The 16,227-nt window shown below is 72.5% G+C and carries 19 protein-coding genes; 11 read left to right on the top strand and 8 right to left on the bottom strand.

Going from position 1 to position 16,227, the window contains the following annotated elements; all coding sequences use genetic code 11:
- Positions 1 to 18: 18 nt before the first annotated feature.
- Complete coding sequence (locus ACR9Y5_RS01935) at positions 19 to 894, bottom strand: LysR family transcriptional regulator (RefSeq protein ID WP_481296370.1); 876 nt, start codon at positions 892 to 894, stop codon at positions 19 to 21.
- Between the two features lie 78 nt (positions 895 to 972).
- On the opposite strand from ACR9Y5_RS01935, the gene ACR9Y5_RS01930 reads away from it, so the two are divergent.
- Both ACR9Y5_RS01930 and ACR9Y5_RS01925 read left to right on the top strand, forming a co-directional pair.
- Positions 973 to 2,196, top strand: a complete 1,224-nt coding sequence (locus tag ACR9Y5_RS01930; protein WP_481296369.1) for an MFS transporter — start codon at positions 973 to 975, stop codon at positions 2,194 to 2,196.
- 46 nt (positions 2,197 to 2,242) lie between these two features.
- Entirely contained in the window at positions 2,243 to 2,947 is a 705-nt protein-coding gene (locus ACR9Y5_RS01925) for an SDR family oxidoreductase (RefSeq protein ID WP_481296368.1), read from the top strand.
- Between the two features lie 289 nt (positions 2,948 to 3,236).
- Here ACR9Y5_RS01925 and ACR9Y5_RS01920 read toward each other — a convergent pair whose 3' ends face one another.
- Both ACR9Y5_RS01920 and ACR9Y5_RS01915 read right to left on the bottom strand, forming a co-directional pair.
- Positions 3,237 to 3,374 (bottom strand): hypothetical protein, encoded by a 138-nt coding sequence (locus ACR9Y5_RS01920; protein ID WP_481296367.1) that lies wholly within the window; start codon positions 3,372 to 3,374, stop codon positions 3,237 to 3,239.
- A gap of 82 nt (positions 3,375 to 3,456) precedes the next feature.
- Positions 3,457 to 3,609, bottom strand: coding sequence for a hypothetical protein (locus ACR9Y5_RS01915; protein WP_481296366.1), 153 nt, complete (start codon positions 3,607 to 3,609; stop codon positions 3,457 to 3,459).
- Between the two features lie 189 nt (positions 3,610 to 3,798).
- Here ACR9Y5_RS01915 and ACR9Y5_RS01910 point away from each other — a divergent pair, with 189 nt between their 5' ends.
- The 3 genes from ACR9Y5_RS01910 (at position 3,799) to ligD (ending at position 6,763) form a co-directional block, all read left to right on the top strand.
- The gene (locus ACR9Y5_RS01910) at positions 3,799 to 5,109 is read left to right on the top strand and encodes an APC family permease (protein ID WP_481296365.1); all 1,311 of its coding nucleotides are present in this window, start codon (positions 3,799 to 3,801) and stop codon (positions 5,107 to 5,109) included.
- A complete protein-coding gene (locus ACR9Y5_RS01905; RefSeq protein ID WP_481296364.1) occupies positions 5,106 to 5,468 on the top strand; it encodes a UBP-type zinc finger domain-containing protein in 363 nt (120 codons plus the stop codon). Before ACR9Y5_RS01910 ends, ACR9Y5_RS01905 begins: the two co-directional genes overlap by 4 nt.
- Positions 5,469 to 5,539: 71 nt before the next feature.
- Positions 5,540 to 6,763, top strand: coding sequence for a non-homologous end-joining DNA ligase (gene ligD / locus ACR9Y5_RS01900; RefSeq protein WP_481296363.1), 1,224 nt, complete (start codon positions 5,540 to 5,542; stop codon positions 6,761 to 6,763).
- A 612-nt stretch (positions 6,764 to 7,375) separates the two neighbouring features.
- Here ligD and ACR9Y5_RS01895 read toward each other — a convergent pair.
- Positions 7,376 to 8,464, bottom strand: a complete 1,089-nt coding sequence (locus tag ACR9Y5_RS01895; RefSeq protein WP_481296362.1) for a DUF4434 domain-containing protein — start codon at positions 8,462 to 8,464, stop codon at positions 7,376 to 7,378.
- Between the two features lie 98 nt (positions 8,465 to 8,562).
- On the opposite strand from ACR9Y5_RS01895, the gene ACR9Y5_RS01890 reads away from it, so the two are divergent.
- The 3 genes from ACR9Y5_RS01890 to ACR9Y5_RS01880 all read left to right on the top strand — a co-directional run bounded on the left by ACR9Y5_RS01890 (position 8,563) and on the right by ACR9Y5_RS01880 (position 10,178).
- Positions 8,563 to 9,099 (top strand): MOSC domain-containing protein, encoded by a 537-nt coding sequence (locus ACR9Y5_RS01890; RefSeq protein ID WP_481296361.1) that lies wholly within the window; start codon positions 8,563 to 8,565, stop codon positions 9,097 to 9,099.
- A 66-nt stretch (positions 9,100 to 9,165) separates the two neighbouring features.
- Entirely contained in the window at positions 9,166 to 9,555 is a 390-nt protein-coding gene (locus tag ACR9Y5_RS01885) for a VOC family protein (protein ID WP_481296360.1), read from the top strand.
- Complete coding sequence (locus ACR9Y5_RS01880) at positions 9,552 to 10,178, top strand: putative glycolipid-binding domain-containing protein (RefSeq protein ID WP_481296359.1); 627 nt, start codon at positions 9,552 to 9,554, stop codon at positions 10,176 to 10,178. The genes ACR9Y5_RS01885 and ACR9Y5_RS01880 overlap by 4 nt, the downstream gene beginning before the upstream one ends.
- A 25-nt stretch (positions 10,179 to 10,203) precedes the next feature.
- Here the strand turns inward: ACR9Y5_RS01880 and ACR9Y5_RS01875 are convergent, their stop codons facing one another.
- Positions 10,204 to 11,349: a lactonase family protein gene (locus tag ACR9Y5_RS01875; RefSeq protein ID WP_481296358.1), complete on the bottom strand. Its 1,146-nt coding sequence runs from the start codon at positions 11,347 to 11,349 to the stop codon at positions 10,204 to 10,206.
- Between the two features lie 164 nt (positions 11,350 to 11,513).
- On the opposite strand from ACR9Y5_RS01875, the gene ACR9Y5_RS01870 reads away from it, so the two are divergent.
- Together ACR9Y5_RS01870 and ACR9Y5_RS01865 are read left to right on the top strand one after the other, a co-directional pair.
- Positions 11,514 to 12,182: a sigma-70 family RNA polymerase sigma factor gene (locus ACR9Y5_RS01870; RefSeq protein ID WP_481296357.1), complete on the top strand. Its 669-nt coding sequence runs from the start codon at positions 11,514 to 11,516 to the stop codon at positions 12,180 to 12,182.
- Positions 12,179 to 12,391 (top strand): hypothetical protein, encoded by a 213-nt coding sequence (locus ACR9Y5_RS01865; RefSeq protein ID WP_481296356.1) that lies wholly within the window; start codon positions 12,179 to 12,181, stop codon positions 12,389 to 12,391. The genes ACR9Y5_RS01870 and ACR9Y5_RS01865 overlap by 4 nt, the downstream gene beginning before the upstream one ends.
- 105 nt (positions 12,392 to 12,496) lie before the next feature.
- Here ACR9Y5_RS01865 and ACR9Y5_RS01860 read toward each other — a convergent pair whose 3' ends face one another.
- Together ACR9Y5_RS01860 and ACR9Y5_RS01855 are read right to left on the bottom strand one after the other, a co-directional pair.
- Positions 12,497 to 14,272, bottom strand: coding sequence for a DEAD/DEAH box helicase (locus tag ACR9Y5_RS01860; protein ID WP_481296355.1), 1,776 nt, complete (start codon positions 14,270 to 14,272; stop codon positions 12,497 to 12,499).
- Between the two features lie 42 nt (positions 14,273 to 14,314).
- Entirely contained in the window at positions 14,315 to 14,743 is a 429-nt protein-coding gene (locus ACR9Y5_RS01855; protein WP_481296354.1) for a GNAT family N-acetyltransferase, read from the bottom strand.
- On the opposite strand from ACR9Y5_RS01855, the gene ACR9Y5_RS01850 reads away from it, so the two are divergent.
- Positions 14,733 to 15,212, top strand: a complete 480-nt coding sequence (locus ACR9Y5_RS01850) for a hypothetical protein (RefSeq protein WP_481296353.1) — start codon at positions 14,733 to 14,735, stop codon at positions 15,210 to 15,212. The two genes, ACR9Y5_RS01855 and ACR9Y5_RS01850, sit on opposite strands and share 11 nt — an antisense overlap.
- Before the next feature lie 30 nt (positions 15,213 to 15,242).
- Here ACR9Y5_RS01850 and ACR9Y5_RS01845 read toward each other — a convergent pair whose 3' ends face one another.
- Complete coding sequence (locus tag ACR9Y5_RS01845; RefSeq protein ID WP_481299504.1) at positions 15,243 to 16,226, bottom strand: LacI family DNA-binding transcriptional regulator; 984 nt, start codon at positions 16,224 to 16,226, stop codon at positions 15,243 to 15,245.
- Position 16,227 lies beyond the last annotated feature (1 nt).

The raw sequence follows: 16,227 nt of genomic DNA, 5'->3' as shown, positions 1-16,227 counted from the left end.
GTGCGGGGCTGCGGCTCGTCAGCGGCCCGAGATCCGCTCCTCCAGCAGGGCGAGCAGGGCCTCCGCCGCCCGGCCGGGGCGCCGGCGCGCGATCGCGCTGAGCCGCCAGGCGACCGGCTCGCGCAAGGGACGCACCACCGCTCCGGGTGCGGGGATGACAGTCAGCTCGGGAAGAGCCGCCACGCCGAGGCCCGCGGCGACGAACCGGGGGATCTCGCCCAGGTCGGACAGCTCGGTCGGAACCCGGCGCGTGAGGCCGAGTGCCGCGAAGGCGCGGTCGAGGGTGACGCGATTGCCGAAGCCGCTCCGCGCATCCACCCACGCCTCGTCGGCGAGGTCGGCGAGCGACACCGACCGCCTCCCGGCGAGGGGGTGGGCCTCCGGCAGCACCGCGACGTACGGCGAGTCCGCGAGCGGATGCGTCAGGAGGTCGGGGACGGGATCCGGGAGGCCATGGAAGGCGATGTCGAGGCGGCCCTGACGGACATCCTCGACGAGACCGGTCGAGCCGCTCGGGGAGGGGCCGAGCCGCAGGTCGACCTGGGGGTGGCGGCGATGGAACTCGCCCATGATGTCGGGGAGGTCGATCGTCGTCAGGTTCGTGAAGATGCCCACGCGGACGGTGCCCCGCAGCGGGCCCTCCCGGTCGGCCAGCTCGCGCATCCTATCGACCGACTGCAGCGTCACCCGGGCCTCCGCGACCACGGCCTCGCCGACGTCGGTGAGCCGGACTCCGTGGGCGTCGCGCTCGAACAGCGGAGCGCCGAGCTCGCGCTCCAGGCTGCGGATGCCCGCGGAGACGGTCGACTGGGCGGCGAACACCCGCTCGGCGGCGCGGGTGAAGCTGCGCTCGTCCGCAATGGCGACGACGTACTCCAGCTGGCGCGTGTCCACTCGTGCATCGTATCCATCGATCCTCAGGATCGTCTATTTCCGTTGGACTCGATGCTCGATCGGGAGCATATTCGACTCATGACCACCACGCTCGACTCACTCGCCACCGGCCGCCGGCCGTTCCGCCTCCGCCACGGAGCCGGCTTCTGGGTGATCGCCGCCGCCTTCCTCGCGGTGATGGCGTTCTCGACCATCCCGACCCCGCTGTACGCGCTCTACCAGGCGCGCGACGGCTTCCCGACGTGGGTCGTGACTGTCATCTTCGCCGCCTACGCGGTCGGTGTGATCGCCAGCCTCTTCCTGATCGGCCACCTGAGCGACATCGCGGGGCGCCGCCGGATGGTGCTGATCGCCGTGCTGATCGAGATCGTCGCCGCGGCGGTGTTCCTGGTCTGGAACGACGTGGCCGGCCTGATCGTCGCCCGGACGCTGTCCGGGATCGGGGTCGGCGCACTCACCGCGAGCGCGACCGCGCACCTGTCCGAGTTGCGCGCGGTCGCCCGGCCGGAGGAGGGACCACGGCTCGCGGGGACGGTGTCCACGGTGGTCAACACGGGCGGCCTGGCGCTCGGTCCGCTGATCGGCGGGGCGTTCGCCCAGTTCCTTCCGGCGCCGCTGCTGCTCCCCTACGCGGTGTTCCTCGTGCTGCTCGCCGTCGCGGCGGTCGCCGTGGCACTCGTGCCCGAGACCGTCGAGCGGGCGGAGGAGCGCCCGGCGTACCGGCCGCAGCGCATCTCGCTGCCGGCCGAGGCGCGCGGCGCCTTCTCCGCGGCGGCGGTCGCGGCGTTCGCCGGCTTCGCGGTGTTCGGGCTGTTCACCTCGCTCGCGCCGAGCGTCCTCGCCGGAACCCTGCACCAGACGTCGCATCTCCTGGCCGGCGCGGTGCCGTTCGCCGTGTTCGCCGCCTCCGCCGTGTCGCAGATCGTGTTCGCGCGGGTCACCACACGGACACAGCTGGTGCTGGCGCTCGTTCTCATGCTGGTCGGCCTGGGCGGGCTCGCTGCGGGCGTGCTCGCCGCATCCCTCGCGGTGTTCGTCGTCAGCGGGGTGCTCGCCGGCGCCGGCGTCGGGCTGCAGTTCCGGTCGTCGATCGCGGTCGCGGCGTCGCTAGCCGCGCCGGAGCGCCGGGGTGAGGTGCTGGCTGCGATCTTCCTGGTCGCGTACATCGGCCTCGCACTCCCGGTGCTGCTGGTCGGCGTGGCGCTCATCCTGTGGCCGCTGGTGCCGGTGCTGGTCGTGTTCGTGGCGGCCATCGCGGCGCTGTCGGTTCCGGCAGGGCTGCGGATGATGCGGCGGGCGTGAGGCGTCCGTGAGTCCCGCGCGTCCGCGCTGCGCATAGGGTCGCTGTATGGCCGCTGCACCCTCTGACCGACCCATCGCCCTCGTCACCGGAGCGTCGCGCGGCATCGGCCGCGCGATCGCGCTCGACCTCGGGCGCACCCACCACATCCTCGTCGGCGGGCGGGACGCGGCCGCGGTCGACGCGGTCGTGGCGGAGCTGTCGTCGGCCGATCCCTACGTCGCCGACCTGACCGCGGACCCGGGCGGCGCATCCCTGCCGCCCCTGCCCGGCCGCCTCGACGTGCTGGTGCACTCGGCGGGCGTCGAGGACGGCGGGACGGTGGCCGACACGGACGCCGACACGTGGCGCCGCGTGTTCGAGGTGAACGTCTTCGCGGTCGCGGCGCTGACGCGTGCCGCGCTTCCCGCGCTGCGTGCGGCGGAAGGTCTCGTGGTCGCGATCAACAGCGGCTCGGGGCTCACCAGCGGGCCGGGCGGCGGCGTCTACGCGGGCTCGAAGTTCGCGCTGCGCGCCCTCACCGACGCCCTGCGCGAGGAGGAGCGCGCCAACGGCGTGCGGGTGACGAGCATCCACCCCGGACGCGTCGACACCGACATGCAGCGCGCGCTCGTCGCCCGAGAGGGCCACGACTACGACACCGCCTACACGATCACGCCCGAGATGGTCGCCGCGACCGTGCGTCTCGCGGTCGACATGCCGCCGTCGGGCACGGTCGAGTCGCTGAGCGTGCGCCCCCTCCAGCGGCGCTGACGCGCCGCGCGCCGGCTTCGCCGAGGTGCACGTCACCGAACGCGGGACGGACGGATCGCCGAAGTGCACCTTGTTGCGCACCCGCGCGGCGCGTCGCCCGCAACGACGTGCACCTCACCGAACGCGGGATGGGGCGGATCGCCGAACCCGGGATGGACGGATCGCCGAAGTGCACGTTGTTGCGCGCCCGCGCGGCGTGTCGGGCGCAACGACGTGCACTTCGGCGAAAGGGCGGGGGAGGGGGCGGGGGCGGGCGGAGGGGGAGGGGCGGGTGCGGCGGGGGGTGCGGCTACTTGCCGTCGGTGTCCTTGTGCTCGTCCGGGCCGCCGCCAGAGACGGTGTCCTCACCGGGCTCGGGGGCGCTGCCGTCGGAGCCGGAGCCGTCGGGCAGCTCGTCCGCGTCCGGTCGCTTGTTCTCGTCGCTCATGCGTCGTCCTTCCGTTCGGTGCTGACCGCGCGACGGTACCCCTGTGCGGCCGCGAGGTCCATGCGCCCGGGCCCGAGCCGGGTCAGGAGAGCAGTGCCACCATCCCCGCGATGAGGGTCGGGAGCCCCACGAGGACCGCGATCGCGACGGCGACGCGGCGGCCCCACAGGTCGAGCTGGTTGGTCGGGGTGGTGCCGGTGGCGCCCGGGAGGGCGATGCGGCGGATACTGCTCATGCTGGCTCCCGCGATGTCGTCCCGCCCGCGACCGCGCGGGCGTGATACGAGTCTCGGTCAACGGCCCAGCGCGCGGGAGGGCTTGACAGGATGCGCGCCGACGCTCCACGACGCCCCGGTCCCCTGCCCGTCACCTGCGAGCCCTAGACTGACGCCGCATCCGCAGAGGGAGAGGACGGTCGGGATCCGGTGAGCAGCGCATCCACCCCACCGCCCGGGTCGCTCGCGCGCCGGCTGGGGCTCGGCGACGCGATCGCGATCGGTCTCGGCTCGATGATCGGCGCCGGGGTGTTCGCCGCCTTCGCTCCCGCTGCTGCCGCTGCCGGCGCCGCGCTGCTGGTCGGGCTGGTGATCGCGGGCTTCGTGGCGTTCTGCAACGCGACCTCGTCGGCGCAGCTGGCCGCGCAGTACCCGACTTCCGGGGGCACCTACGTCTACGGCCGCGAGCGCCTCGGCGAGTGGACAGGGTTCGTCGCGGGCTGGTCGTTCGTGGTCGGCAAGACCGCGAGCTCCGCGGCGATGGCGCTGACGTTCGCGAGCTACGCAGTGCCCGGTGCCTGGGTGAAGCCGGTCGCCGTGCTGGCCGTCGCGGCGCTCACGGTCGTGAACACGCTCGGGGTGACCCGCACCGCGCTGCTGACGCGCGTCCTCGTCGTCGTCTCGCTCGTCGCCCTGGCCGTCGCCATCGCCATCGGCTTCGGGCACAGCGCTGCGAGCGCCGCACTCCCGGGCCCGGAGGTCACGCTGTACGGGGTCCTGCAGTCGGCGGGATTCCTCTTCTTCGCCTTCGCCGGGTACGCCCGGGTGGCGACGATGGGTGAGGAGGTGGTGGATCCGGTGCGCACCATCCCGCGCGCGATCACGACCGCGCTCGCAGCCGTGCTGGTGGTCTACGCCCTGGTCGCGGTGTCGGCGCTGCACGCGCTCGGTCCGGCGGGGCTCGCCGCCTCGCCGGCGCCGCTCGACGCGGTCGCGGCCACCAGCGGTGCGGCGTGGCCCGGACCCGTCGTCCGGGTCGGCGCGGCCACCGCCGCACTGGGAGCGCTGCTGGCGATGATCGCGGGCATCGGGCGGACGACGCTCGCGATGGCCCGCAACCGCGACCTCCCCGGGTGGCTGGCGGCCGTGCACCCCCGCTTCCAGGTTCCGTACCGGGCGGAGCTCCTGCTCGGCCTCGTCGTCTGCGTGCTCGTCCTGGTCACCGACCTGCGCGGCGCGATCGGGTTCTCCTCCTTCGGTGTGCTGCTGTACTACCTGGTCGCGAACGCCTCCGCCTGGACCCAGGACCGCGCTCACCGGCGGTACCCGCGCCTGCTCGCCGTGGCGGGGGCGATCGGCTGTGTCGTGCTGGTCGCGACCCTGCCGGTGACGGCCATCCTGGCCGGGGTCCTGGTCGTCGCCGCAGGGATCGGCTACCGTTTCGTGCGTCTGCGGGCGACGGCCGCACGAGACCGACACACGAACAGACCCACGCAGGATGAGGAAGGCGGGATGCCATGAGCACGGTGCGAATCGACGGGATCGACCCGGCGGCGACCCCGTCCGGCACCGGCTGCGAGGAGTGCGGCGAGACCGGCAGCTGGTGGCTGCACCTCCGCCGCTGCGCCGAATGCGGGCACATCGGATGCTGCGACGACTCGTTGAACACGCACGCGACCAAGCACGCGCGGAGCACCGGGCATCCGGTCATCCAGAGCTTCGAGCCCGGCGAGGACTGGTTCTACGACTACCGCTCCCAGGCGTTCGTCGACGGCCCCCGGCTCGCTCCCCCGGACAGCCACCCGGCGGCCCAGTCCGTGCCCGGACCGGCCGACCGCGTGCCGCGCGACTGGGAGCGCCGCCTCGAGGAGCGCGGCTGACGGGCGCCGGCGCGCCACCGCATCCCGATCGGGGCCTGTTCCGCGGCCCGCTTCCCGGTTAGCGTGGCGGCATGAGCCCGTCGTCGAAGTCGGAGACCTTCCTGGAGGTGGACGGCGAACAGGTGCGCATCTCCAGCCCCGACAAGGTCGTGTTCCCGGAGCCCGGGCTGACCAAGCTCGACCTCGCGCGGTACTACGTGTCCGTGGCCGACGGCGCGCTGCGCGGCGCGGGCGGCCGTCCCATGGTGCTCAAGCGCTACGTCAAAGGGCTGACACAGGAGCCGTTCTTCCAGAAGCGCGTGCCGGAGGGGCATCCCGCCTTCATCGACACCGCGACCCTGCACTACGCGCGCGGCACGTCGGCCGAGGAGGCGGTCGTGCGCAACGCGGCCGGGCTGGCCTGGGTGTCGAACCTCGGCTGCCTCGACCTCAACCCGCACCCTGTGCGCGCGGAGGATCTGGACCATCCCGACGAGTTGCGCGTCGACCTCGACCCGATGCCCGGCGTCGACTGGTCGCAGATCGTCGACGTCGCCTTCATCGCACGCGATGTGCTCGAGGACACCGGACTGGTCGGCTGGCCGAAGACGAGCGGGTCGCGCGGGCTGCACATCCTGGTCCGCATCCAGCCGCGCTGGAGCTTCGCCGACGTGCGTCTCGCCGCCGAGACGCTCGCGCGCGAGGTCGAGGACCGGGCGCCGGGGCTGGCGACCGCGCGCTGGTGGAAGGAGGAGCGCGGCGAGAGCGTCTTCGTCGACTTCAACCAGAACGCGAAGGACCGCACGGTCGCCTCCGCCTACTCCATCCGGGCGCTGCCGGACGCGCGGGTCTCCACTCCGCTCGACTGGGACGAGGTGCGCTCGCGTCGCCCGGAGGAGTTCACCGTGCCGACCGTGCTGCAGCGGTTCGCCGAGCGCGGCGACCCGCACGCCGGCCTGGACGACGCCGCCGGGTCGCTGGATGCGCTGCTCGACCTGGCACGGCGGCTCGGCCCCGCCGAGAAGCCGCCGCGGGGCGGCGACGGCGCCGGCCGCCGCGTCTCGCAGATGCCGCTCATCGAGGTCGCCCGCACCAGGACGAAGCCCGAGGCGATGGAGGCGCTCGACCGCTGGAAGGCGGAGCATCCGGACGCCGCCGCGCAGCTGCATCCCGCGGACGAGCTGGTCGACGGGATGCGCGGCTCGAGTTCGCTCTGGTACCGCGTGCGGATCAACCTCCAGCACATCCCCGTGGCGGAGCGGCCGGAGCAGGGTGCGCTCCTGGCCGACTACGACCCGTGGGCGGGACGCGGCTGAGCGTTCTCCGGCCGGATGGCGGCCGCGAGGGCGAGCGTCGCGATCACGGTGGCTGCGGCGGCGCCCGGTGGGCGGGGGTGGCGGCGCCCTGTGGCCGGGCTCCCACTTGCGTCGGAGAACTGGGCCCAAATCTCCGTCACAACGCTTTGGGGCGGACGAATCGGGGCTCTGCGGGCCGCATCTCCGACCTACGGTCACAGATCTCCGACGCAGGATTCGTCGGAGGTTGGCACGCGAATCGTCGACGCATGACGGCAGAGGGACTGCCGGGTGCCGGTTGCCGGATGTCCGACCGCTGCACGAACGGATCGCCGGAGCAGGTGCGTGCGTCGGAGAACAGGGCTCACATCTCCGTCACAGCGCTCTGGGACGGACAACCTGGGCCATTTGGAGTCGGATCTCCGACGTATGACCACAGGTGGAACCATTCCGCGGGTAGCGGACATTCCCCTCCAGGAGCACGCATCAGCACGGCGAAAGAGCCCGCCGGGCCGCGTGAGGGACACGCACGAACACGGGGGTGTGGGTGCGCGGCCCTCCGTGCTGCGGGCGTGGGATGCGGTCAGGCGAAGCCGAACGCCTATCGGCGGCGCTCCCCTGCGCCGCGGGCGCTCAGAGCGCGGGCATCGGCACGGGCGACGGCGTCAGCGCCGGCCACGCGCCCCAGCCGGCCAGCCACGCCCGATAGGCTGCGGCATTCGTCGTGCGGAGCGCGTCATCCGGGCGGGGCGGCCCGGTCACCAGGAAGTCGTTGGCCGTCCAGGCGTCGAGCCGGCTCACGGCGGGCGCGATGGCCTGAAGGTACGGAGCGAGCTGCGCCACCGTGACGGGCACCCCGTCCCCATTGCGCACCGGGGTAGAGAAAACGGCCTCCAACCGGGCGCCGGCGGCATTGGTCAGAGTGCGGGCGGCCTGGAAGGCCGCCGCCTCCTGCGACGGGCTCCAGGCGGTCATCATGAATCCGTCCTGCAGCGCCCAGACGTCGACGTGGGCGCGCGCGATCATCGGCGCCAGCGCATCCACGAACTGCACCGGCGACCAGCCGCGCCAGATCGCCGTCGGCATCGTCGGGGAGATCATCACCGGATGGTCGCCGTCGTGCGAATGCAGGTAGGCGGTGACGGTGGAGACCCAGTCGCCGTAGAGAAGGAGACGGCTCGGGTCCGCGACATCGTCGATGCTCGGCTCGGTGGGGAGGTACCAGCCGCTGATCACGTCGCCGTACTTCGCGTAGAGGTCGTCGGCCACCCGCTCGGACAGCGTCGCGAAGTCGGAGAGGTAGGCGGGATCGAGCGCGTGAGCGGGGTACCCGTCGGGCGCGACGACCAGCCCCATCCAGAGCTTCACCCCGTGCGACCGGGCAGCTGCGACGAGCCGCGGGATGACCGTGTTGAACGTGCCGAGGCCGAGCGACGGATCCGCCGGGTACGCGGAGTCGCGGGCGTCGAGGTGGACCGACCACGCCACGACGACGGTGCCGATGCCGAGCGCCGCGTCCTGCGCGAAGGCGGCGTCGATGTCCGTCTGCGACCAGTCGTCGTAGGGCGACCAGAAGGTCTCCCCGAGGCCGGGTGCCGCGAAGCGCATGGTGGCGGCAGTTCGGGCGGGGCTCGCCGCGCTCGCCGCGCTCGCCGCGCTCGCCGGCGCGGCGCCAGCCACGAGCACGGAACCCAGGAGGACGCTCCCGAGCAGGGAAGCCACGAGAAGACGCCACACTGCCATAGGTCAGGACACTAGCGGTGGCCGTGTGGGATTGCATAGACGACCGCGAACAGCCCGCCGTGCGACACGATGGTGGGATGACGACAGCACGCGTGAGCTCGGTGAACCGCGATGACGAGCACCGCTTCTCGAAGCAGCCGCGCCCATCCATCACCCTGATCGCCGGTCTCGGCGTCGAAGGGGATGCGCACTTCGGCGCGACCGTGCAGCACCTGTCCCGCGTGCGCCGCGACCCGACGCAGCCGAACCTCCGGCAGGTGCACCTCATCCAGGCCGAGCTCTTCGACGAGGTCACCGCCGACGTCGTGCCGGGTCAGCTCGGCGAGAACGTCACCACCGAGGGCATCGACCTGCTGGGCCTCCCCCGTGGCGCTCGCCTCCGGCTCGGCGACGAGGCCGTCGTCGAAGTGACGGGCCTGCGCAACCCGTGTGTGCAGATCGACCGCTTCCGGCCGGGACTGCTCAAGCAGGTGGTCGGAACGGACGCCGAGGGCGCGACGGTCCGGCGCGCCGGGGTGATGGGGGTCGTCGTCACCGGAGGGGTGGTGCGGCCGGGCGATGGGGTCGAGGTCGAGCTGCCGGACGGCGAGCGGGAGGCGCTGGCGCCGGTCTGATCCGCCTCCCGGTTGCCTCCTGCCGCCCTCTTGCCGCGCACCCGGCGGCGGCGGTTCCATCGGATCATGCGCATCCGACAGATCGCCCAGCGGGCCGTCGACCTGGACAGGGCCGCTCGTTTCTACTCGCTGCTCCTCGAGCAGCCGGCCACCGCGGTGTTCGACCCTCCCGGCCTCGTGTTCTTCACCGGCGGAGGGATGCGGCTGCTGATCGATCGAGCCGCGCCCAGCAGCCTGGTCTACTTCGAGGTGGAGGACGTCGACCGGACCGTCGAACGGATGCGGCCGCACGCCACGATCACCAGCGGGCCGCACGTGATCTTCCGGCACGACGACGCGACGCTGGGGCCGGCCGGGCAGGAGGAGGTGCAGGCGTTCCTCACCGACAGCGAGGGCAACACGGTCGGGCTGATCGGCTTCCGCTCCGCGGACCCGGGGCAGGGCGACACACGATGAGCCCGGCGCAGTCTCGACGGTACTGCTGGATCGGGCTGGATGACGCATCCCGGATCGACGTCGCCGACTTCGATTTCGGCGAGAGCTCGCTGACGGCGCGGGGCACATCGCTCACCAGCGCCTACGCGGCGGCGTGGACCCTGCACGTGGCGCCGGGATGGATCACCCGCCGGCTCACCGTCGCGGTGGCCGCCGACGGATGGGACCGTTCCCTCGAACTGACCCGCGACGCGCGCGGCGCGTGGAGCGGGCGCACCACCGGGTCCGGCGGCGGCCCCTCCGAACCGCCGGGTCTCGCCCCGGCTGCATCCCTCGCCGACGCCGTCGACTGCGATCTGGGGCTGTGCCCGGTGACCAACACGATGCCGATCCGGCGGCTCGGGCTGCAGCACGGCGACGTCGCTCCCACCCGGATCGCGACGGCGTGGGTCGAGGTGCCGTCGCTCCGCGTCGTGCGGAGCGAACAGGTCTACTCTGCGCGGGGAGGCGTCATCACCTTCCGAACCGGGTCGGGCGACTTCACGGCCGACCTCGATGCGGATGACCTGGGGGTGGTGACGAACTACCCGGGCCTGGCCCGCGGCGCGGCAGCACCAGGGGCGTCCGCGGGCCGGACACGTTAGCACCGGCCCGCGGACGTCCGCGTCCTCAGAGCGCGACGATGCCCTCGCCGCCGACCCCGTCGGGCACGACCACCGAGCCGACGCTCGTCAGCGAGCCGTCCGGGTTGACCCGGAAGCCCTCCACGGACCCCGCGGCGCCGCCCTGCACGTACAGGTAGCGGCCGTCGGGCGTCGCGGACGCATCCACGGTACCCGCGAGAGTGGCGGTGACGCCTGTCGCGGCGAGCGCGCCCGACCCGGCGTCGGCGTAGCCGGAGAGCGTCCCGCTGCCCGCATTGGAGGCGTAGAAGAACGAACCGTCACGGGCGATCCAGCAGGTCGCGGCCTGGCCGGTCGCCACCGTAGCGATGGGTGCGACGGTCCCGTCTGCGGCGACCGTGAAGCTCGCGACCGCGTTCGTGCCGGCCTCGGCCACCAGCAGGTGGCCTCCCGCGTCGAAGGCGACCGCGAACGGAACGGCACCGGGCTCGACGTTGGTCACCGGATGCTGCGACAGGCCGCCGAGCCGGTCGACCGGGAACACGTCGATGGCGCTCCCGTTGCCCTTGGTGGTGACGACGAGCTTGGAGCCGTCCGGGGTGAAGGCGACCTGCCCGGGAGTGTGGGTGAACTCGGGGGTCGCCGTCGGATCCAGGCCGAGAGCGCGGTTCCACACGGGGATCCGGACGAGGACGTCGGCCACGCGGGCGTAGCCCTGCACCGCGCCTCCGTCACGCGCGTTGAGCACGTAGACGAGGCTCCCGTGCGTCGCCACGCTCACCGGGAACGTCCCTCCGGAGGAGATGACCTCCCGGCGCACGAGCTGGTCGCCGTGCACCGCGAACACCGTGACCGTGTTGCTGCCGGCGTTCACCGCGTACAGCAGGCCGCGGTCGTAGACCAGCGATCCCTGGGAGGCGAGATGGTCGACGACCGATCCGGTCAGCACTCCCCCGACGCCGCCGGTCGGGTACGTCCCGGCCTGGTGCAGGGTCCCGTCGGGCGCCCGGTCGAAGGCGACGACGGCGTTGCCGCCGACGCCGTCGGTCTGGGCGAAGACGACGGACGACGACTGCGGACCGGACGGTTTCCCTCCTCCGGGCGGCGGCGAGGCGAGTGCCGGCGAGGCGAAGAGGGCCGCCGTGGTGAGAGCGGCCGCCGAGGCGATGGCGAGACGAAGTGCGGTTCTCATGATTCTCCTTCGATCGATCGCGAGCAGCCCCGGAACGGCGCCGCCCGTCGAGCGCATCGTGCGCGCTCGACCGGTTAGTGACGGGCGACGGGCGATCCTTACCGATGCCTTGCCATTCGCCCCGATCGGCATGCCGGCGTTGCCGGCCCCGATAGCATCAGCCCATGGATGCCGGAGAAGGGACGCCCGCGCTGCGGCGACCGTCGACGGACCCTCCGGCCGACACCGACGAGTGGCGTCGGGCCCTCACCGCCGGCGGCGCCGAGAAGCGCTCCGCGGAGGAGCACCTCTACCGGATGCTTCTCGGCGTCGCACGCGCCGAGGTGCGGCGCCGCGCACCCTCGCTGCCGTTCTCCGGGCCGGAACTCGACGACATCGCGCACCAGGCCGCCGCGGACGCCGTGGTCGGCATCCTGAGGCGGCTGCACGAGTTCCGCGGCGAGAGCCGCTTCACGACCTGGGCGTACACCTTCGCCATCTTCGAGGTGTCGACGAAGGTCGGGCGGCACTTCTGGAACCGCCCGACGGTCTCGCTCGACGCCGTCGGCTGGGAGCGGCTGCCCGACCGCCTCGGCATCGGCCCCGAGGAGCAGCAGGAGGCGGGCGACCTGCTGGCGGCGCTGCAGCACGCCATCGAGACCGTGCTGACCCGGCGGCAGCGGGAGGTGCTCCTCGACGCGGTCGTCCGCGGCGTGCCGCTGGAGGCTCTGGCCGTGTCGCGGAGGACGACGCGCGGGGCCCTCTACAAAACGCTCTTCGACGCGAGAAGGAAGTTGCGGGTCTACCTTGTCACTCATCATTATCTGGACGACGACGGGCGGGAGGTGAGATGAGCGCGAGATCACGCCTGAGCGACTTCCTGCACACCGACCGCGACGACGCCGGATGCTCGCAGACCATGTCGCTGATGCACGTCTATGCGGAGCTCGTCCTCGCCGGCGAGGATGCGGCCGCCCGCCACCCGGGGGTCGCCCATCACCTGCGCCGCTGCGAGGCGTGCGGGCAGGACTTCGCGGGACTGCTGGCCGCCCTCGGCGGGTGACCTGCGTGTACCCCGCGCCGGGCATCCAGGGGTCGCAACATGCCGTTATGGTCGTGCGATAACGGCGTGTTGCGACCCCTCGATGGTGCGCGAGGGCGGGCAGCGTCAGCTGCGGCGCGGCTTGCGCGGCGGGCGGTCGGGGCGCAGCTGGATGAGTTTCCCGCCGATCCGCGTGCCGGAGAGACGGGACAACGTCTCGCCGGGGAGGTCGGCCGGCAGTTCGACGATGCTGAAGTCGGGCATGATCCGGATGTGCCCGAAGTCCTCACGGCTCAGGCCGCCCTCGTTGGCGAGCGCGCCGACGATCTGCCGCGGCTCCACCTTCTGGCGCTTGCCGACTTCCAGGCGGTAGGGCGCCATCGGGGTGTCGTTCCGCTCCCGCCGCCCCGGACGGTCTCCGCGGTCGCCCCGGTCGGCCCGGTCGCCCCGGGCTCCCCGGCCGCCGGCGCGGTCGGCTCCGCCGGGCCGGTCGCCCGTGCCCTCGCGCTCCGCCGGCGGCGCCAGCTCGTCGCGTTCGCTGAGCAGCAGCGGCTCGTCGCCCTGGGCGACCACGGCGAGCGCCGCCGCCACGTCCGCCTCCGGCACGTCGTGGTGCTCGACGTAGTGGGCGATGATGTCGCGGAAACGCGAGATCCGCTCCTCCGCCGCGAGCGCCTGCGTGATGGCGTCGTCGAAGCGGGCGAGGCGGGTGACGTTCACGTCGTCCACACTGGGCAGCTGCATCTGCGTGAGCGGCTGCCGCGTGGCCTTCTCGATGGCGGTCAGGAGCCGGCGCTCGCGGGGCGTCACGAAGCTGATCGCCGCACCGCTGCGGCCGGCCCGGCCGGTGCGCCCGATGCGGTGGACGTACGACTCGGTGTCGACCGGGATGTCGAAGTTGACCACGTGGCTGATCCGCTCCACGTCGAGGCCGCGAGCCGCCACATCCGTCGCCACCAGGATGTCGAGCCTGCCCGACTTGAGCTGGTCGACCGTGCGTTCCCGCTGGGCCTGCGCGACGTCGCCGTTGATGGCCGCCGCGGAGTACCCGCGGGCGCGCAGCCGCTCGGCGAGGGTCTCGGTCTCGTTCTTGGTGCGGACGAAGATGATCATCCCCTCGAAGTTCTCGACCTCGAGGATGCGCGTGAGCGCATCCACCTTCTGCGAGTACGAGACGACGAGGTAGCGCTGCGTGGTGTTCGCCGACGTGGTCGTCTTGGACTTGACCGTGATCTCTTCGGGGTCGTGCAGGTACTTCTTCGAGATGCGCCGGATCTGCGCGGGCATCGTCGCCGAGAAGAGGGCGACCTGCTTGTCGTCCGGGGTGTCCGCGAGGATGGTCTCCACATCCTCCGCGAACCCCATCTTCAGCATCTCGTCGGCCTCGTCGAGCACGAGGTACTTCAGCTGGGAGAGGTCCAGCGTCCCCTTCTCCAGGTGGTCCATGATGCGACCCGGGGTGCCGACGACGATGTGGACGCCGCGGCGCAGCGCCGACAGCTGCACGCCGTATCCCTGCCCGCCGTAGACCGGGAGCAGGTGCACGCCCTTCATGTGCGTGGCGTAGCTCTCGAACGCCTCGGCCACCTGCAGCGCCAGTTCACGGGTGGGCGCCAGCACGAGCGCCTGGGGGCTCTTCTGCGACAGGTCGAGGCGGGACAGGATGGGCAGCGCGAATGCGGCCGTCTTGCCGGTGCCGGTCTGGGCGAGACCGACGACGTCGCGTCCCTGCAGCAGCGGGGGGATGGTGGCCGCCTGGATGGCGGACGGGGTCTCGTAGCCGACGTCCTTCAGTGCTTTGAGGACGGCGCCCTCCAGCCCCAGCGAGGAGAAGGTCGGCGCGTCGTCGGCGGCTTCTGCGTCGACGTGGGCTTCGTCGGTGGCGGATTCTGGCGTGGTCACCGTCCCACGGTAGTCCCCGGACGTGGCGGCGTGTTGCCGGAGTCAGTCGTCGGCGACCAGGTCCTGGTATTCGGCGTGCTGCTCGATGAAGGTCGCGACGATGGGGCACTGGACGCGGACGCGCCTCCCCTCGTCGCGGATCTGGTCAAGAACGCGCTGGATGAGCGCGGACGCGACCCCCTGCCCGCGGAACTCCGGGAACACCGAGGTGGCGATCACGGTGACGACCTCGCCGTGCCGCGCGTAGGTGATCCCGCCGACCAGCGTGTCCCCGCTGACCGCGTGGCTGGACCCCGGATGGAGTCCGAACGCCCCCCTGGACACCGAGTCCCACCCCGCGGTGGTGACCGGGTACGACGCTTCGGGACGGCCCGTCGAGCTCACCGGGCTCGACCCGTCGGGAGGGACGACCTGGGCCAGGCGGCTCGCGCCGGCCTCCGACGTGTTCGTCGTCCACTCGTTGACCGGCACCCCGGGTGCGGATGCGACCGGTGGCGGCGCGACCGATCTCATCGCCGCCGTGTCCACGGTCGAGCTGACCATCATCGACTCGGGCTCGGGAGCCGCCCGCTGGTCCGTGCCCGCAGCCCGATGCGGTCTGACGGTCGGCACCGGGCAATCGTCGCCCCTGGTCACCGTCTTCCTGGACGTCGAGCACGACGCCGTCATCGTCCAGCACGACGGCACCGGGACCTGCACCTTCGCGGTGGCGACGGGGGCACCCCAGCCGGTGCCGGATGTGCCGGGCGGGTCCGGGCTCCTCTTCGGGCCCGGGAACATTTACGTCTACCCGCTCCCGCCGGGCGGCGACGTCACAGCGTACGACCGGCAGTCGGGCACGAAGCTGTGGACCTCGCCCGTCCCCTACCCGGGCGCATTCTTCTTCGCGGGGGGGTACCTGGTGCGGCTCGACGGCGACCGGATGACGGCGGTGGGCTGATCCGCTCCCGACCAGTGGGCCTGGGGTGATTCAGCGCACCGGTCCCGTGCTGTCCCTGACCTTCAGTTCGGGCTGGATCAGCGGGATGGTTGCGGGGGTCTCGCCCCGGAGAGCGCCGAGGACGCTCTCGACCGCGCGGCGCCCGACCTCGGTGAAGTCCAGCCGGACGGTGGTCAGCGCGGGCTGGAAGTAGGCGGACTCGTCCCGGTCGTCGAAACCGACCACGCTCACGTCTCCGGGCACGCTGATCCCGCGGTCGGTGAGCGCCTTCATGACGCCGAGCGCCATCACGTCGTTGATCGCCAGCACCGCCGTGATCGACCGGTCGTCGGCGATCTCGAGCCCTGCCCGGTAGCCGGATTCGGCAGACCAGTCGTCCGACTCGAACACGGCGGGGACGGGTCGGCCCGCGAGGGCGAGTTCCGTCTGCCACCCGTGCCGGCGCGCCTCGGAGGCCATCCATCCTGCCGGGCCGCCCACGAAGTGGACCGTCCGGTGCCCGAGGCCGAGCAGATGGCGCGTCGCGAGCTGCGCGCCCAGCGTCTCGTCGATGGAGATCGTCGCCGGGCCGGCCGGCGACCCCTGCTCGAACCGCACGACCGGCACGTCGGTGTCGAGTCGCTGCAGGACCTCCGTCGCCGCGATCATCGGCGCGAGCACGACGATCGCGTCGACGCCGCTGTCGACCAGCGAGTCGAGGCCCGCGCGGATGCCGGCCTGGTCGATCTCCGCGATGCTCACGAGGCTCGTGGAGTAGCCGTTGCGTCGTGCCTCCTCCGCGATGCCGAACAGCGCCAGCGCCGGGCCGTGGACGGAAAGCGCATAGCTGAGCACCCCGAGGTTCATCGACCGGCTGGTCGCCAGCGCCCGCGCCGCGGAGTTCCGGCGGTAGCGCAACTGCGCCATCGCCGCCTCGACCCGGTCCTTGATGTCGGGGGAGACATTGCTGTGGCCGTTGACCACCCGCGAGACCGTCTGCTGGGACACTCCGGCGAGGCGGGCCACATCGACCATG

Source organism: Leifsonia sp. KNZ13-11D, from assembly GCF_056754895.1.
Note: the sequence above shows the minus strand (reverse complement) of the source record. Positions and strands in the feature narration are given on the sequence as shown.

Coding starts and splice junctions, on each gene's coding strand:
- ACR9Y5_RS01930 (WP_481296369.1), top strand. CDS start 973: ATGACCACCACGCTCGACTCACTCGCCACCGGCCGCCGGCCGTTCCGC.
- ACR9Y5_RS01925 (WP_481296368.1), top strand. CDS start 2,243: ATGGCCGCTGCACCCTCTGACCGACCCATCGCCCTCGTCACCGGAGCG.
- ACR9Y5_RS01920 (WP_481296367.1), bottom strand. CDS start 3,374: ATGAGCGACGAGAACAAGCGACCGGACGCGGACGAGCTGCCCGACGGC.
- ACR9Y5_RS01915 (WP_481296366.1), bottom strand. CDS start 3,609: ATGAGCAGTATCCGCCGCATCGCCCTCCCGGGCGCCACCGGCACCACC.
- ACR9Y5_RS01905 (WP_481296364.1), top strand. CDS start 5,106: ATGAGCACGGTGCGAATCGACGGGATCGACCCGGCGGCGACCCCGTCC.
- ligD (WP_481296363.1), top strand. CDS start 5,540: ATGAGCCCGTCGTCGAAGTCGGAGACCTTCCTGGAGGTGGACGGCGAA.
- ACR9Y5_RS01890 (WP_481296361.1), top strand. CDS start 8,563: ATGACGACAGCACGCGTGAGCTCGGTGAACCGCGATGACGAGCACCGC.
- ACR9Y5_RS01885 (WP_481296360.1), top strand. CDS start 9,166: ATGCGCATCCGACAGATCGCCCAGCGGGCCGTCGACCTGGACAGGGCC.
- ACR9Y5_RS01880 (WP_481296359.1), top strand. CDS start 9,552: ATGAGCCCGGCGCAGTCTCGACGGTACTGCTGGATCGGGCTGGATGAC.
- ACR9Y5_RS01875 (WP_481296358.1), bottom strand. CDS start 11,349: ATGAGAACCGCACTTCGTCTCGCCATCGCCTCGGCGGCCGCTCTCACC.
- ACR9Y5_RS01870 (WP_481296357.1), top strand. CDS start 11,514: ATGGATGCCGGAGAAGGGACGCCCGCGCTGCGGCGACCGTCGACGGAC.
- ACR9Y5_RS01865 (WP_481296356.1), top strand. CDS start 12,179: ATGAGCGCGAGATCACGCCTGAGCGACTTCCTGCACACCGACCGCGAC.
- ACR9Y5_RS01845 (WP_481299504.1), bottom strand. CDS start 16,226: ATGGTCGATGTGGCCCGCCTCGCCGGAGTGTCCCAGCAGACGGTCTCG.